Source organism: Flavonifractor sp. An9 (genome assembly GCF_002161245.1).
Classification (GTDB): Bacteria; Bacillota; Clostridia; order Oscillospirales; family Oscillospiraceae; genus Flavonifractor; species Flavonifractor avicola.
The window spans coordinates 15,149-30,739 of the sequence record NZ_NFHC01000016.1; the positions used below are offsets into that span (position 1 = coordinate 15,149).

Below are 15,591 nucleotides of genomic sequence, written 5' to 3' on the forward strand. Positions count from 1 at the left end.
GCTTTTGCTCCTTACTTTTGAATCTCTAGGATACGATACCTTAATACACCGGCGGGAGCCTCCACCTGGATCTCCGCGCCTACCGCGCAGCCCAGAAGGGCTTTTCCGAAGGGGGAATCCTCGGAAATGCGGCCGTTCATGGGGTCGGCCTCCTGGGAACCCACCACCTGGTAAGTCTCCTCCTCCTCAAACTCCAGGTCCAGCACCTTGACGGTGGAACCCAAACGGACGGAGTTGGGGTCGCTCTCATGCTCCTCGATAATCACATAGTTGGCCAGGATGTTCTCCACCTCCGCAATGCGGGAGTAGAGCTTGCCCTGCTCGTTCTTGGCCTCGTCGTACTCGCTGTTCTCAGACAGATCGCCGAAGGAGCGGGCTTCCTTGATCTGATCGGCCACCTCTTTTTCACGGACGGTTTTCAGATAATTCAGCTCCTGTTTCAATTCCTCCAAGCGCTCAGCGCTGAGTTTGAATTCTTTCGCCATGTCGATCGCGCACACCTTTCCTTGATTGCTTTTACTCTATCAGGATGGAGCCAATACGGACTCCCATAAATTCAGAACGAAAACACTCCGCTACGTTAATACGATATTATATGTAGTTTACCACCTCCTGTCAAGTTAATAATTTGGTATTAGGTGGCAGAACGTTGAGCTGCTCCTGACTGATCCGCCCCTCTTCCCACAGCAGGGCCAGCAGGGGGAGCCGGTCCAATCCGGAAGGCAGCGTTTTCCCTCTGATGGCAGGCAGAAAGCCCGCCAGATCGGGTATGGGACCGTACAGTCGGAACACCGTCTCCCCTTCCGCCGCAGACGGGCCGAAGCACAGGGTCACATCGGCCTCCACCCTGTCCGGAGGACGCACCGCGGCCCCAAACTCCGCCCTCAGCCAGGCGGCCAGTTCCTCCCCCTCCTCCCCGGCGTCTACCACTAGATCCCGCACTTGGGAACATAACTGCTCTGCCGCCCGGAAGAGGGCCGGACTTACCCCCGTCCCGGACAGCAGCACCGCCGCCTGCTCCGGCCGCCGGTCCCGGCAGCGCAGGGCCGCCAATGCCAGCGCAGGGGCCAGCATCTGACAAAAGGCCTCTGTCTCCACCGAACGCAATCCCGCCTCCTCCAGCGCCTCCCAGCAGGGAAATTCCGCCTGGGTCAGCACCCGGCGCACCCCCCTCCGGACCAGCTCTCTGGCTCCCCGGGCTACCCGCCGTAGCCTGGTCCGCTCCCTCATCCCCTCCCGCACCGGCACTGTGGCCCGCTGACAGGGCAGCCCCAGCAGCCAATCCCGTTCTACCCGGACTCTGCGGCCCTTTTCCGCCTTCCATTCCATGATTCCCACCATAATGTCACCTCGCCTACAGCCTATGCTTTTTCCTTTCTGGTATTCCGCTCTACTTTTCCGGCTCTTTACAATGCCTTACCTTGATTTTGCACACCTTTACCGTAGGATGATAGCGCTTAATTTTTCCTTCGGGTATGATGCATATGTCTCTGGAGAGATTAAGATTGAACCCGATTTTGGAGGAATCAAATATGAATTGGAAGCGTCCCCTGGCGATCACCCTGGCCGCAGCGTCCTTCGGCACCGCTCTGGCCGCCTGCAGCGCCCCTGCCGTCTCTACCCCCGAAGCCAGCGCCACCCCTACGGTGGAGGCACAGAACCTGTCCAACCAGTCCGTCAAAACCCCAAAGTATGTGTTTCTGTTCATCGGCGACGGCATGAGCTATCCCCAGATCCAGTCCACCGCCGACTACCTGGGTGCTCTGAATGACGCCGACTACTGGCAGGCCGAGCCCAGTCTGGACGACAACGGCGGCGCCGTTCTGGACGGCCCCTCCTATCTGAACTTTATGAACTTTGAGGCCGCCGGTTCCGCTGTTACCTACGACTCCAACAGCTTCTGCCCCGACTCCGCCTCTACCGCAACCTCCATTTCCACCGGCCACAAAACCTATTCCGGCACCATCAACATGGATGAGACCGGCACCACCCCCTATGAGACCATCGCCGAGAAGGTCCACGACCAGCTGGGCATGAGCGTGGGCGTCATCTCCTCCGTCAACCTGAACCACGCCACTCCCGCCGCCTTCTATGCCCATCAGGCCAGCCGCAACGACTACTACGAGATCGGCCTGGAGCTGGTGGATTCCGGCTTTGAGTACTTCGCCGGCGGCGGTCTCCTCAAGCCCACCGGCGCCGACGAGGACCAGGAGGACCTGTACGCCCTGGCCGAGCAGGCCGGCTACAACGTGGTCAAGACCCAGGCCGAGGCCGAGCAGGTCACCGAGGGTCCTGTGATCATTGTTGACGAGCATCTGGCCGACGGCGACGCCATGGCCTACGAACTGGACCGCACCGACGAGATGTGGTCCCTGGCTGACCACGTCTCCAAGGGCATCGAGGTGCTGGAGCAGGATGAGGACGGCTTCTTCATGATGTGCGAAGGCGGCAAGATCGACTGGGCCTGCCACGCCAACGACGCCGCCTCCTCCATCCACGATACCAAGGCTCTGGCTGACGCGGTGCAGGTAGCCATCGACTTCGCCTCGGAGCATCCCGATGAAACCCTGATCCTGGTCACCGGCGACCACGAGACCGGCGGTCTGACCATCGGCTTTGCCGGCACCGACTACGACACCTACCTGAACCTGCTGGAGTCCCAGAAGATCTCCTTCGCCAAGTATGACAGCGACTATGTTGCCGCCTACAAGGAGAACAAGACCTCCTTTGAGGATGTTCTGGCCGACATCGAGACCCTGTTTGGCCTGAAGACCCAGGGCGAGGAGGGCGACAAGCTGGTACTTACCCCCTACGAGCTGTCCCAGATCAAGACCGCCTATGAGAAGAGCATCAACGAGACTGCCACCGGCATGGATGAGCAGCAGGAGTATGTGATGTACGGCACCTACGAGCCCCTCACCGTCACCATCACCCACATCCTGAACAACAAGTCCGGCGTGTCCTTTACCTCCTACAGCCACACCGGCCTGCCCGTGGCCGTGCTGGCCCACGGCGTCAATGCCGAGCAGTTCAACGGCTACTACGACAACACCGAGATCTTCAACAAGCTGGCCGGTATGCTGAACGTGCAGTAACTTTCTCTTCCCTTCCCACCCCCGTTTACAGACAGCAAAAAGGGTGCGGCTTATGCCGCATCCTTTTTGCCCATACGAAAGGACCGATCTGTTTCATGACATCCCTTCTCCTGGACCCCAATAAACGCCGCTACTACGCGCCCCTTGCCATCTGTCTGGCTCTGATCCTCTTTCTGATCCTGATCCCCACCGGCTTTGAGGGAGCCCTGCAATATCAGCAGGCCGACCGCTGTACCGCCCTGGTAACAGCGGTGGACGACTCTGCCATCATCGACACCGGCCTGGTCCGCTCCGGCGAGCAGCGCTGCACCCTGGAGCTTCTGGGCGGCCGCTTCAAGGGCCAGACTACCACCGGCGTCAATATGCTCAACGGCTCTCTGGAGCAGGACAAGCTTTTTGCTCCCGGCGACAAGGCCATGGTGGTGGTAAGCTACCAGGGAGACGAGATCATCTCGGTGACCATGACCGACCACTACCGCATCGGCAAGGAGGCCATCCTGGCGGGCATCTTCGCCGTGTTCCTCATTCTCTTCGCCGGGCGCACCGGCGTGCGGGCCATCGCTTCCTTTGTACTGACGGTGCTCATGCTGTGGAAGGTGCTGGTCCCTCTCTACCTCAACGGCTGGAATCCCATCTTCATGGGCCTGCTGGTAACCCTGGTACTCACTCTGCTTATCATCGCCCTGGTCTACGGCTTTGACCGCCGGTGCCTGTCTGCTGTATCCGGCGCTTTTCTGGGTGTGCTGGTGACCTGTGTGCTGGGCATTCTGTTTACCGATCTGTTCCAGATCCACGGCGCGGTGATGGCCTACTCGGAGAGTCTGCTCTACGCCGGGTATCAGAACCTGAACCTAACCCAGATCTTCATGGCCTCCATCTTCATCGGCTCCTCCGGCGCGGTGATGGACCTGAGCGTGGACATCACCTCCGCCGTCTATGAGGTGGTGGAAAAGCGGCCCGACATCTCCCGCTGGGAGGCAGTGCGCTCCGGCATGAATGTGGGCCGGGCCGCCATGGGCACCATGACCACCACCCTGCTGCTGGCCTACTCCGGCGGCTACATCGCCCTGCTGATGGTTTTTATGGCCCAGGGCACCCCCATCTGGAACATCCTTAACTATAAATATGTGGCCTCTGAGATTGTCCACACCATCGTGGGCTCCTTCGGTCTGGTCACGGTGGCTCCCTTTACTGCCCTGACCAGCGGTTTTCTGCTGGCGGGCCGCAAAAAGCAGCAGTCCCTCCCGGAGGCGGAATAATCCGCCTCCTTTTTTGCTGAGCTCTTGCTTTTTTTCCAGTTCCGGGGTAAAATATTGGTTCGTATTAAGATAAAGGAGTGAAACCAAATGCCAGAAGAGCTGAACCCCACCATGACGCAGAACTTCATCCATGATTTCATCGACGAGGACATCGCCCAGGGTGGTCAGTTCCAAGGCATGACCGTCCACACCCGGTTCCCCCCGGAGCCCAACGGCTACCTGCACATCGGCCATGCCAAGGCAATTTTTGTAGACTTCGGCACTGCCGAAAAGTACGGTGGTCTTTGCAACCTCCGCATGGATGACACCAACCCCACCAAGGAGGACGTGGAGTATGTGGAGGCCATCCAGGAGGACATCCACTGGCTGGGCTACGACTGGGGCGACCGCTTCTACTTCGCCTCTGACTACTTTGACAAGATGTATGAGTATGCCGTGGAGCTCATCAAGAAGGGTCTGGCCTATGTGTGCGAGCTCACCCCCGAGCAGTTCAAGGAGTACCGCGGCGATGTGAATACCCCCGCCCGCTCCCCTTACCGGGATCGTCCCATCGAGGAGTCCCTGGACCTGTTTGCCCGGATGCGGGCCGGCGAGTTTGAAAACGGCCGCATGACCCTGCGCGCTAAGATCGATCTGGCCAGCGGCAACTTTAATATGCGCGACCCTGTCATCTACCGCATCAACCATATGCACCATCATCGTCAGGGGGACAAGTGGTGCATCTACCCCATGTACGACTTTGCCCATCCTCTGGAGGACGCCCTGGAGGGGATCACCCACTCCCTGTGCTCCCTGGAGTTTGAGGATCACCGGCCCCTGTACGACTGGGTCATCGCCAACTGCGATGTGCCCGCCAAGCCCCGGCAGATCGAGTTCGCCCGACTGGGCATCAACTACACCGTCATGAGCAAGCGCAAGCTGCGCCAGCTGGTGGAGGAGGGCCGGGTGTCCGGCTGGGACGATCCCCGTATGCCCACCCTGTGCGGTCTGCGCCGCCGTGGCTACACCCCCCGGGCCATCCGCAACTTCTCCGAGCGCAACGGCGTGAGCAAGGCTGCCTCCACCGTGGAGTACGCCTTCCTGGAGCACTGCCTGCGGGAGGACCTGAACCTGACCGCCCAGCGTGTGATGGCGGTGCTGCGCCCCGTCAAGCTCACCATCACCAACTATCCCGAGGGCCAGAGCGAGACCTTCTCCGTGGAGAACAATCCCAACGATCCTGCCGCCGGCAGCCGTGAGATCACCTTCTCCCGCAACCTGTATGTGGAGGCCGAGGACTTCCTGGAGACCCCGGTGCCCAAGTACAAGCGTCTCTATCCCGACGGCCCCGAGTGCCGTCTGAAGGGTGCCTACCTCATCAAGTGCACCGGCTGCGCCAAGGATGAAAACGGCAATGTCACCGAGATCTTTGCCACCTACGATCCCGACAGCAAGGGCGGCGATCCCGCCGACGGCCGCAAGGTGAAGGGCGCCACCATCCACTGGGTGGACGCTGCCACCGCGGTGGACGCCGAGGTGCGGCTGTACGACAACCTGTTCACCGATGCCGATCCCGATGCCGGCGACAAGAACTTCCTGGACTGCCTCAATCCCGGCTCCCTGGAGGTACTGACCGGCGCCAAGGTGGAGGCCGGTCTTGCCAATGTGGAGGCTCCCGCCTCCTTCCAGTTCCTGCGCCAGGGCTATTTCTGCGCCGACAACAAAGACAGCGCCCCCGGCCACCTGGTGTTCAACCGTTCTGTGAGCCTGAAAGACAGCTTTAAATTTTAAAGTGTAATTTGAGACGGCCCGGCGGGACTGATGTACCCCGGGCCGCCTGTATGGAGGTCATAGACATGAAATACTGGTTCCGCAACGACTATTCCTTTGGCGCCCATCCCAAGGTGCTGGAGGCGGTGTGCGCCGCCAATCTGGAGGGCAACATCGGTTACGGCGACGACAAGTACACCGCCAGGGCCAAAGACCGCATCCGCCAGGTATGCGGCTGCCCCGACGCCATGGTAGAGTTTGTTGTGGGCGGTACCCAGGCCAACGTGCTGGCCTGCGCCTTCCTGCTCAAGCCCTGGCAGGCGGCCATCTGCCCCGACTCCGGCCATCTGAACGGCCACGAGGTAGGCGCTTTCGAGGCCACCGGCCACAAGATCCTCACCGTTCCCGCCTCTCCCGACGGCAAGATCGTCCCCGAGCAGCTGATCCCCCTGCTGAAGCTCCACCAGGACGTGCACCTGACCGAGCCCGGTCTGGTGTATATCTCCAACGCCACCGAGAATGGCGCTGTATACACCAAGGCAGAGCTCACCGCCCTGTACACCTTCTGCCGCGAGAACGGCCTGTACCTCTTCATCGACGGCGCCCGTCTGGGCTGCGCCCTGTCCTCCGACGCCAACGACCTGACCCTGCCTGAGTTTGCCCACCTGTGCGACGCCTTCTACATCGGCGGCACCAAGAACGGCACCATGTTTGGTGAGGCTCTGGTCATCACCCGGCCCGAGCTGACCCAGGGCTTCTTCCGGATGAAGAAGCGTATGCTGGCCGTGATGGAGAAGGGCTGGATTCAGGGTGCCCAGTTCCTGGCCCTCTTTGAGGATGATCTGTATTTCAAGATGGGCCGTCAGGCCAACGAGATGGCCGCCCGCCTCCAGAAGGGCCTGAAGGCCAAAGGCTGGAAGCTGTGGGTGGAGTCCCCCACCAACCAGGTGTTCGTCATTGCTCCCAATGACAAAAAGCCGGTGCTGGATGAGGTATGCCAGTATGAGGACTGGTGTCCCTACGATGAGGACCACACCGTGGTCCGCTTTGTGTGCTGCTTCCACACCACCGAGGCCGACGTGGACGGGTTCCTCTCCGTTCTGCCCGACCTCAAGTAAAATTTGCTCTGAAAACGCCTGTGGCCTCTTGGCCACAGGCGTTTTTTACGGGGTGGTACAGTTTACCAGCCACCCATTTCTACGGTTTCAAAGTTCTCTCTGGCCAAATAACAATAGTAGTGGACAACTCCACTGGTAGCACTGGGCCCCTGTATCCAGTCCATATGATCCTCGATCACGCCTACCGTACCATCCAAACTGCTTCCCACCTCAGGCTCCAGAGCACAGACCTGATAAGTCCATCCGTATCCAAATTTCTCCTGCATTGCCCTTCCCCAATACATGGTGAAGCTGGTCAGGCTGCCTGCCATGAGCAAATCATCACCCGCGTAGGGCACAATCTCAACGTCCAGACCTTCCTTCACATAAAACACATAGACAGCACTCCAGGTTAACTGGTGGGCTCCAGTTTCCCAATCCACCACTTCTGCCAGTTCACTTACCTTGCAAGGGTATCCATCCGCCGTATAGGCAGCCACGCCCGTGATGATATCTTCTTCTATTGCATCCTGGATGGTATAGCGCCCGCCGTCCACCAAAAAGCCAGGTACCAAATCCCGCGCCAGTTCTCCTTCTTGATTATAGAAGCGGATTACATAGGGGTAATATCCAGGGATGGGCTCCAGGATGGAAGGCAGCTGATCTATGTCCACAGGGCCAGTCTCCAGCAGGCCGCCCAGATACTCCTCTTCCGCCATAATCTCTTCAGTTTCCTGATACCATTGTTCTTCTGTCTGGGAAAAGGACTCTTCACACCATTCCATAACCCGATCCTCACCGGAAGAACAGGCTGTCGCCGTACAGGCAATGCTCAGCGCCATCAGAATCATAACCACTCTCTTTTTCATTTTCTTTCCTCCTGTCATTCGGTCCATCTCGCGATGTCAATAGTAAGAGCCACCGGCATGACCTCTGGTTTTATACCAGGCAAAAAAATTTTTTATTTTTGTCTGTCTGTTCATGATCACAGCTCTCTGCTACAATAGAACTAAACCAAGAATGCCGTCGAGCTTATCAAATAAATTCTGACCGGAAGGACGTAGCCAATATGAATGGACCTTGGAACCACAACTTTGAACTGGATGACGCGGATGAAACCGAACTGCTGGAGGCATCCACCGGCTTTTCTATTCTGGAGGAGGAACAAGACAACAGTGAGATGCTGCGGGTCCTGGAGCGGCAGATCAGTACCCTTCAGGTACAGCTGGACAATCTGGAGGATGATCTGGCCCGGCTGACAGAGGGGCCCGCGGGTGACAGCACCCAGGAGGCGCTGGTTCTTCGCCTGAGAGACCAGGCGGACCGTCTAACCGCCCGCATCGATGAGCTGGAAGCCCAGGCAGATTCTCTGGACAACAGAATCTAAAAGCACGGCCCGCAGGTACAATCTTGCGGGCTGTGTTTTTAGGTATACCGCACCATACCTAAACATAGCGATCATAAAGGGTTTCTCAGAGACAACCGGCAAAGAAATCCCGCCTTTTATGGAACAATTTGTAACTTCCTGTTGACTTCTGTTTCTGCTGACCGTACAATCGTGATGTGTGGATACAAGAGGAAATATCCATTGCGCAGCAAACCTGCTGCCATCTTTTCGAGGGAGGAAGAACCATGAAAAACTGTCTCAACTGCGGCCATCCGCTGCACAACGGGGCCGCCTTCTGCCAAAACTGCGGCACTCCGGTTCCTCAGGACCCCGCCCCCGCCAACACCCCTGCCTTTTGCAGAAACTGTGGCGAGCGGCTCACCCCGGATACAAAATTTTGCGTCAACTGCGGCACTCCCGTAGAGCAGGCATCTGCTGTATCTCAGGAACCCCAGCCTGAGGCTAAAGCTGCCCCCGCCGCCCGCCGTCCCAAAGGGAAAATAATCGCCGGTGCCATTGCCGCTGTAGTCGTGGTGGCTGCGGGTATTCTGGTGATCCCCCGGCTCTTTTCCGCTCCGTCCAAGCAATTCGTCTCTTATCAGCAGGACCTGTTTGCTGATCGCGCGCTTGGTATGCTGGAGGAAGGCGTGGACACCATCGGCAGCGGCGCGTTCTCTTCCGATCTGACGATCACCGCCATCACGGACAGCGCAGAGATCAACCAGTACCTGGAGGACTCCTCCGTCAGCCTGAAGGTGGATCTGGACCGGGACACCTTACTGGCCAACGGAGAGTTCACCCTGATGGGCAGCCCCATCCTCACAGGCCTGCTGTCTTATGACAAAGGAACTCTGGGCTTTTATCTGCCCGAGATCCAGGATACCTATTATACCATGGATCTCTCCCAGACAGTGGAGGCCCTCACCGGTCAGGACGTAGACCTGAGTGCGCTGGCCCTGCCTGAGATTTCGGGCAAGGAGTGGCGCTCTCTGCTGGAGTCCTATCTGGATGTTGTTTATACCGTAGTAAACGAAGAAAATGTAATGGTGGAGGACGGCGTGTCCTTTAACCTGCCTCAGCTGGGCGGCTCCATGACGGGTACCCGCTACACCTTCCAGCCCCGGGCAGAGGATGTGGAGGCCATGCTGCTCAAGCTGGCCCAGACTCTGCGTGAGGACGAAACCCTGCGACAGCTGATCCTGAAGCTCATCAACCCTGATATGCTGACCGCCGCCTTCGGTTACGATGTTTTCAGCGGCTATGATCTTGAGGAGGAGCTGGACAATGCCCTGCTCTCTCTGGCGGATGAGCTGGAATACAGCGCCGCCGATGCAGGCCGTGAGGTGGAGGAGTCCGGTTTTACCTGGGAGCTCTATGTGGAGGGCAACCAGGTCCGTATGATCCGTCTGTATACCGACTATTCCGATACCACTCTGGTCTATGAGTCCCAGGGCGCGGAGTCCGACCGGCGGCAGGAGGCCTTCTATGTAGAGGCCTATGGTGAGCCCCAGTTCCTGCTGACTCACTCCTACACCAAAAACGGCAGCGTTTCCGATGGTATCATCAGCCTTACCCAGCCTTACGGCGGCTCTCTGGAAATGCGGTACGATATGGATTCGGAGAAAAAATCTCCTCTGGGCATCCCCCAGGGCTCCTATCAAGTATACTCGGATATGCTGCCTGTGAACCTGACGCTGGACGTAACCCAGGGACAGGACAACAGCGTGGACCACACCCTCCAAATCCAGGGCGATTCCTATGTGTTTGACGGTGCGTTCAGCTCTCTGGAGATCAACATCAATACCACCGATGGTTCTTCCGTCAAAGCCCCCGATGTGCCCCCCTACGACATCAGCAACTTCACCTATGAGGACTACTATGAGCTGTTCCAGGAACTGGGTATGGCTGTGGAGCAGGATCTGATCCGCAATCTGGAGCCGCTGCTGGATACTTCCTATGGATGGTAACGCAGTTTTATGTACCCTGCGGCAGGTGGAAAAGCGCTACTCCCGCCATGCCGCCCCTGTGCTGGGTCCCATTTCCCTAACCCTGTCCCAAGGGGAGGTATTGGGCGTCCGTGGCTCCAACGGCGCGGGCAAGAGCACCCTGCTGTCCATCCTGGCCGGGGTACTGCGGCCCGATGCCGGAGAATACCATCTGGCTCCGGAGGCCGTGGGCAAGGTGGCCTATGTACCCCAGGAGCTCTCCCTTTACCACACCCTTACCGGGCTGGATAACCTGCGGTTCTGGGGGCGGGCCTGCGGCCTGCCCTGGCAGGCCATTGCCATCCGCAGCCGCTGGCTGTTGGAGCAGTTGGACCTGACCGACAAGGGAAAGCAGCCGGTCTCCGCCTACTCCGGCGGGATGCAGCGCCGCCTCCATCTGGCCAGCGCTCTAATGATCACCCCCAAAGTGCTGCTGCTGGATGAACCTACCGTGGGCGCAGACGCCCGCTCGGTGGAGCTCATTCTGTCCATGGTGGAGCACCTGCGGGACATGGGCTGTGCCATCGCCATCATCTCCCACCAGCCCGGCGAGCTGGAGCGGGTATGCAGCCGGATCCTCACCCTGGAAGCCGGCCGCCCTGTTCCGGAGGAGGGAAGCCCATGTCCGGACTGAAAGCCGCCCTATGTAAAGACCTGAAGCTGTTTTTCAGCGGCGCCGGGGTGGCCGCCCTACTGCTGCCTTTCCTGCTGCTGGCGGCCTTCCGGATCGGGCTGGGCGATCTCACCACCCAGAGCTATGTGCAGCCTTTTCCCATTGCGGTACGGGATGAGGACGATACCATCATGTCCCGTTCCCTCATCGCCCAGATGAAGCGCATCGAGCTGTTCTCCGATGTGGCCGTTCTGGAGGAGGAAACCAGCAACGCCCAGGCTCTGGACCAGGGTGCGGCGGCGGTTATCACCATCCCCAAGGACTTTTTCTACGATCTGTACACCATGACCGACTGCCCAGTCTCCATCGTCCTCAACGGAGATATGCAGCTGGAGTCCACCCTGATCTACTCCATCTTTGGCTCTGTGATGGATATCATCCGGGGCAATCAGGTGGCCTACACAGCCGTATATCAGCTGTGCTACGGCGACCTGGACAATGAGCAGCAGTGGGCCCTCTACCAGGAATCCTCTGTCAATCTGCTTCATGACGCCCTGGGTCGTCAGAACGTCTTTGAAAATGAGGCAGTCCAGGCCGACCTTCAGGGAGCGCTGGAGCGGCGGCTAACAGCCTGTGTGCTGTCTGTACTGGCCCTCTTCTTCTCCATTGCCGCTGTTAAAACCCTACCCGAGGAGCTGGGATTGGGTATTCTCCCCCGCTACAGGGCTTTGGGCGGTTCCACGGGAGCCTTTGTACTGTCCAAGTTCCTGGTGGCCTATCTGCTGACCCTGCCCACCCAGATCCTGATGCTGGCAGTCTTTCAGCCGGAACGCCCCATTCTGTTTCTGGTCCTTGCCCTCCTCCTGCTGGCTTCCGCCTTCGGGATCCTGCTGGGGCTGGCCGCATGGCTGGGCAATCCCGCCTCGGTCCAGCGGTGGGGCAATCTGCTGCTCTTTCTCTCCCTGGTACTGGGGGGCACCCTCTGGTCCCGTCAGCTTCTCCCCATGCCCCTGCCTGTACTGGGTAAATTCACCCTGCCCTACTATGCCGGGCTGGGACTGGAGGCTGCCGCCTACGGCCTGCCGCCGGTGAAGCTGTTGGGTCTGCTCTGGCCCATTCTGGCCATGGGAGTCGCCGGCCTTCTGTTCGCCCTGTCCATGCTGCACCGGAACAAGAGGAGCAAATCCGCCCGCACTACCCACGGCAGCCCTGCCAAACCCACAGCTGTCCCCGCCCTGCTTCCCTTCCCGGCCCGGCTGGCCAGCCTGTCCGGCATCAAGCTCACCGCCATGTCCGGCGGTCTGCGGGGACTGGTTGCTCTGCTGGCAGTGGCCCTGCTGTGCGGGATGGCCGCCTCCTCCGTTCAGGCGGGAGGCAGGCAGCAGCTGTGCCTGGCGGTCTATGACCAGGATCAAAGCGCTCTGTCCCAGGAGCTGGTCCAGCGTCTGGGCCAGCATACCGAGCTCTCGGTACGCAGCTGCGGCAAAGAGGAGGGGCTTCACCTGCTCCTGCTGGGAGAGGTGGAAGGTCTGCTCACCATTGGAGAGGGCTATAGCCAGTCGTTGAGCACTGAGGAGCAAATCCCCCTCCGCTATGAGGGCGCTTCGGCGTCCGTCTCCCTCCAGGGCGCCCGGGAGATCATCGCCGGGCAAGTCTCCCTCCAGCGCAGCCGGGTCCAGGCCAGCGGCAACGCGGAAGCCCATCTGGGGCGGACCCTTTCCGCCCAGGAATCCGCTCAGCTCCAGGTTCTGATGGATGAAGCCGAGGCCTCCATGCCGCCTCTCTACCAGATGCAGATGCAAAACGGCGCCTCCGCTCCCCTGCCCTTCGTCCCTAGCCAGATCAGCTTTACAGCGCTGATGGTTCTGTTCACTTTGCTGACCTCGGCAGCCTGGACCGGAGGCCGGGACGGCCGGCTGGTGGAGCGGCGGATGTGGTCCCTCCCCTTTGGCCGGGTGCTGTCCTACGGCAGCGATTGTCTGGCCCTGGTAGGGCTGGGGCTTCTGGTTTCCCTGTGCATTCTGCTCTTCGGCGGCTGTACCGATCTGTGGACCGCTGCCGCCACCCTGGCCTACACCCTGTGCGTCTCCGCCCTGGCCCTGATGCTCATCCGGTTCACCAGCACCGACGGGCGGGTAGATGGACTGGCCCCCTTTCTGGCCCTCATCCTCTGTCTGCTGGGCGGGTGCTTTATGGATCTGTCCCAACTCTCCCCCGCTCTGCGGACCGTCTCCCTGCTGACCCCGCCGGGCCTGGCGCTGGAGGCCTCCCGGGGCACCTGGCCCGCTTTGCTGGCCCTGCTGTGCGCTGCGGCGGTCCTCTTCATTATCGGCCTTCGTCCACGCAGAAAATAGCAACCAGCCTACAAAAAAAGCCTGTAACCGCAATGGTTACAGGCTTTCTTACGTTTGATTGGGGTTTCAGGGATGGTCCTGCCACAGGCTGCGGATCTCCCGTCCTGTCAGCCCTGTTAGATCCGCGCACTGGACGGAGCAGCCGCACACCACCAGCAGCTGGTCGTAGCAGACTCCGGGGATCGCCCCCTCGAAGATATCCTCCGGCTGCCCCCTCTGGATGCGCTCCACCAGGGCCACCCGGTCATACCGGGGATTGCAGCCGCCGCAGTATTTTACTCCGATCCGCACGGACGCTCCCCCCGCAGAATGGCTTTGGCCTGGTCCAGCAGCTCCTGGCTCACGCCTCCCACCAGCACCACATCCTTCAGCTCAGGAATGGATTCCAGCAGAGCGGAGCGGATCAGGTTTTCCGTGGTCAGCATGGCGGAGGGGCAACCGGCGCACTGGCCGGTGAGCTGGAAGCGGTAAACTCCGTCTTTGCAGTCCAGGCTGCGGATGTTGCCGCCGTGAAGGGCCAGGTTGGGGCGCACCTTATCCTCCAAAACCTCTTCGATCCGGTCCAGGATCTCACTGTACTCAGACACGCTTCCTCACTCCTTGACGTGGGCGATCTTCTTGGCCAACTCTTTCTTCATAGGCAGGTTGCCCTGGCGGGCGATCATAATGCGCTGGGCCTGGGGAGAACCGGCGCCATGGAGAGACTCGGTGCGGTAACCAACGGCGGCGGTACCCAGAGTCAGGTTCTCAATGAGGCGCAGGATGCGGAAGCGGTTCTCCACCGACACGCCGGAGGCCGCCTTGAAGTACTTTTCCACATAGGGCCCCAGCTTGGGGTCCTTCAGATCGGCCTCGGCGGGGGCGGTGACCACCACGCCGCCGGCGATGTCCTCGGCCAGTCGGGCAATCTCATAGGGGAAGCGGGTCACGTTCTGCTTGCACACGTTGGCCAGCAGCAGGTCGATGATGTAGTTGCCGCTGGCGGTGGCGTGGCCCTCGGCGGAGCAGGCGATGCCGCAGCAGTACAGGGTCTCGTTCAGGTGGGTCATCTCAATGAGCTTATCCTTGATGTGGGAAGCCTTGGCGCAGCCGTTGTAGTCGGCGGCCACGGCGGCAGCCCCGATGAGCACGTCGCCCACGCCTACCTTACACCCGCCGTAGCTCTGGCGGTGGTATCCGGCAAACCGCTCCACCAGCATCCCGGCAAATTCCGTCTCACCGCACATGAAGATGCGGTCGTTGGGCACAAACACGTCGTCAAAGACCACCAGGGCCTCCACACCGCCAAACTCGGCGTTGCCCACGTCCAGCTCGCTGCCCTCCAGCTTCCGGGTGTCGCAGCTCTGGCGGCCGATGATCATGAAGATACCCTCGGCGTCCATGGGCACGGCGAAGGAGACGGCATAGTCCTTGTCCTCCGGCCCCATGGAGATGGTGGGCATAATGATGATCTCATGGCTGTTCAGCGCGCCGGTCTGGTGGGCCTTGGCGCCCCGGACCACAATGCCGTCGGGGCGGCGCTCCACCACACGCAGGAACAGATCGGGGTCCTCCTGCTCATGGGGAGCCTTGGAACGGTCGCCCTTGGGGTCGGTCATGGCCCCGTCCACCGTCAGGTCGTGCTCCTGGACATAGGCGGCAAACTTCTTGAAATTCTCATGATAGCTGGTACCATACTTCTGGTCGATCTCATAGGTGGTGGAGTAGACTGCGTTGAAGGCGTCCATGCCCACGCAACGCTGGAAGCAGGCGGCGGTCTGCTGGCCCAGCAGCCGCTGCATCTTTACCTTCTTCACCAGGTCCTGGGCGGACTGGTGGATGTGGGTGAAGCGGTTGACCTGCTGGCCGGTCAGGTTGGAGGTAGCGGTCATCAGGTCCTGGTATTCCGGCTTCTGGGCCAGATCATAGGTCATGCGCACGCTGTTCAGCGAGGGGCGAAGGATGGGATCGTCCACCGGATTCTCCACCTTCTTGCCGAACATATAGACCTGCATATGCATCTTGCGGATGCTCTCAATGTACTGTTCCCCTGTCATCAGTGCCATGTTGTTC

At 59.9% G+C, this 15,591-nt stretch carries 14 protein-coding genes; 8 read left to right on the plus strand and 6 right to left on the minus strand.

What is annotated here, in order from left to right:
- Window positions 1-11 precede the first annotated feature (11 nt).
- The gene (gene greA, locus B5G40_RS10740) at window positions 12-485 is read right to left on the minus strand and encodes a transcription elongation factor GreA (protein WP_087328662.1); all 474 of its coding nucleotides are present in this window, start codon (window positions 483-485) and stop codon (window positions 12-14) included.
- 130 nt (window positions 486-615) lie between these two features.
- Window positions 616-1,341, minus strand: a complete 726-nt coding sequence (locus B5G40_RS10745) for a hypothetical protein (protein ID WP_087399601.1) — start codon at window positions 1,339-1,341, stop codon at window positions 616-618.
- 191 nt (window positions 1,342-1,532) lie between these two features.
- On the opposite strand from B5G40_RS10745, the gene B5G40_RS10750 reads away from it, so the two are divergent.
- The 4 genes from B5G40_RS10750 to B5G40_RS10765 all read left to right on the plus strand — a co-directional run bounded on the left by B5G40_RS10750 (window position 1,533) and on the right by B5G40_RS10765 (window position 7,221).
- Window positions 1,533-3,095: an alkaline phosphatase gene (locus tag B5G40_RS10750; RefSeq protein ID WP_087399602.1), complete on the plus strand. Its 1,563-nt coding sequence runs from the start codon at window positions 1,533-1,535 to the stop codon at window positions 3,093-3,095.
- Window positions 3,096-3,190: 95 nt separating this feature from the next.
- On the plus strand, window positions 3,191-4,354 hold the full coding sequence (locus B5G40_RS10755) for a YibE/F family protein (protein ID WP_087399603.1): 1,164 nt from the start codon (window positions 3,191-3,193) through the stop codon (window positions 4,352-4,354).
- Between the two features lie 87 nt (window positions 4,355-4,441).
- Window positions 4,442-6,124 (plus strand): glutamine--tRNA ligase/YqeY domain fusion protein, encoded by a 1,683-nt coding sequence (locus B5G40_RS10760; protein ID WP_087328657.1) that lies wholly within the window; start codon window positions 4,442-4,444, stop codon window positions 6,122-6,124.
- Window positions 6,125-6,189: 65 nt separating this feature from the next.
- Window positions 6,190-7,221: a threonine aldolase family protein gene (locus B5G40_RS10765; protein WP_087399604.1), complete on the plus strand. Its 1,032-nt coding sequence runs from the start codon at window positions 6,190-6,192 to the stop codon at window positions 7,219-7,221.
- Window positions 7,222-7,283: 62 nt separating this feature from the next.
- On the opposite strand, the gene B5G40_RS10770 is transcribed toward B5G40_RS10765, so the two are convergent.
- The gene (locus B5G40_RS10770; RefSeq protein ID WP_087399605.1) at window positions 7,284-8,069 is read right to left on the minus strand and encodes a hypothetical protein; all 786 of its coding nucleotides are present in this window, start codon (window positions 8,067-8,069) and stop codon (window positions 7,284-7,286) included.
- A gap of 200 nt (window positions 8,070-8,269) precedes the next feature.
- Between B5G40_RS10770 and B5G40_RS10775 the strand changes: the two genes are divergently transcribed.
- The 4 genes from B5G40_RS10775 (at window position 8,270) to B5G40_RS10790 (ending at window position 13,539) form a co-directional block, all read left to right on the plus strand.
- Window positions 8,270-8,587 (plus strand): hypothetical protein, encoded by a 318-nt coding sequence (locus tag B5G40_RS10775; protein WP_087399606.1) that lies wholly within the window; start codon window positions 8,270-8,272, stop codon window positions 8,585-8,587.
- A gap of 245 nt (window positions 8,588-8,832) precedes the next feature.
- Window positions 8,833-10,554: a zinc ribbon domain-containing protein gene (locus B5G40_RS10780; RefSeq protein WP_087399607.1), complete on the plus strand. Its 1,722-nt coding sequence runs from the start codon at window positions 8,833-8,835 to the stop codon at window positions 10,552-10,554.
- Window positions 10,544-11,206: an ABC transporter ATP-binding protein gene (locus B5G40_RS10785; RefSeq protein WP_087328647.1), complete on the plus strand. Its 663-nt coding sequence runs from the start codon at window positions 10,544-10,546 to the stop codon at window positions 11,204-11,206. Before B5G40_RS10780 ends, B5G40_RS10785 begins: the two co-directional genes overlap by 11 nt.
- The gene (locus B5G40_RS10790; protein ID WP_158099518.1) at window positions 11,194-13,539 is read left to right on the plus strand and encodes an ABC transporter permease; all 2,346 of its coding nucleotides are present in this window, start codon (window positions 11,194-11,196) and stop codon (window positions 13,537-13,539) included. The genes B5G40_RS10785 and B5G40_RS10790 overlap by 13 nt, the downstream gene beginning before the upstream one ends.
- 66 nt (window positions 13,540-13,605) lie before the next feature.
- On the opposite strand, the gene B5G40_RS10795 is transcribed toward B5G40_RS10790, so the two are convergent.
- The 3 genes from B5G40_RS10795 to B5G40_RS10805 are packed head-to-tail and all read right to left on the minus strand — an operon-like array spanning window position 13,606 to window position 15,584.
- Window positions 13,606-13,830, minus strand: a complete 225-nt coding sequence (locus B5G40_RS10795) for a hypothetical protein (RefSeq protein WP_087399609.1) — start codon at window positions 13,828-13,830, stop codon at window positions 13,606-13,608.
- On the minus strand, window positions 13,815-14,126 hold the full coding sequence (locus tag B5G40_RS10800; RefSeq protein ID WP_242955285.1) for a NifU family protein: 312 nt from the start codon (window positions 14,124-14,126) through the stop codon (window positions 13,815-13,817). Before B5G40_RS10800 ends, B5G40_RS10795 begins: the two co-directional genes overlap by 16 nt.
- Before the next feature lie 6 nt (window positions 14,127-14,132).
- Complete coding sequence (locus B5G40_RS10805; protein ID WP_087399610.1) at window positions 14,133-15,584, minus strand: 4-hydroxyphenylacetate 3-hydroxylase family protein; 1,452 nt, start codon at window positions 15,582-15,584, stop codon at window positions 14,133-14,135.
- Window positions 15,585-15,591: the final 7 nt, after the last annotated feature.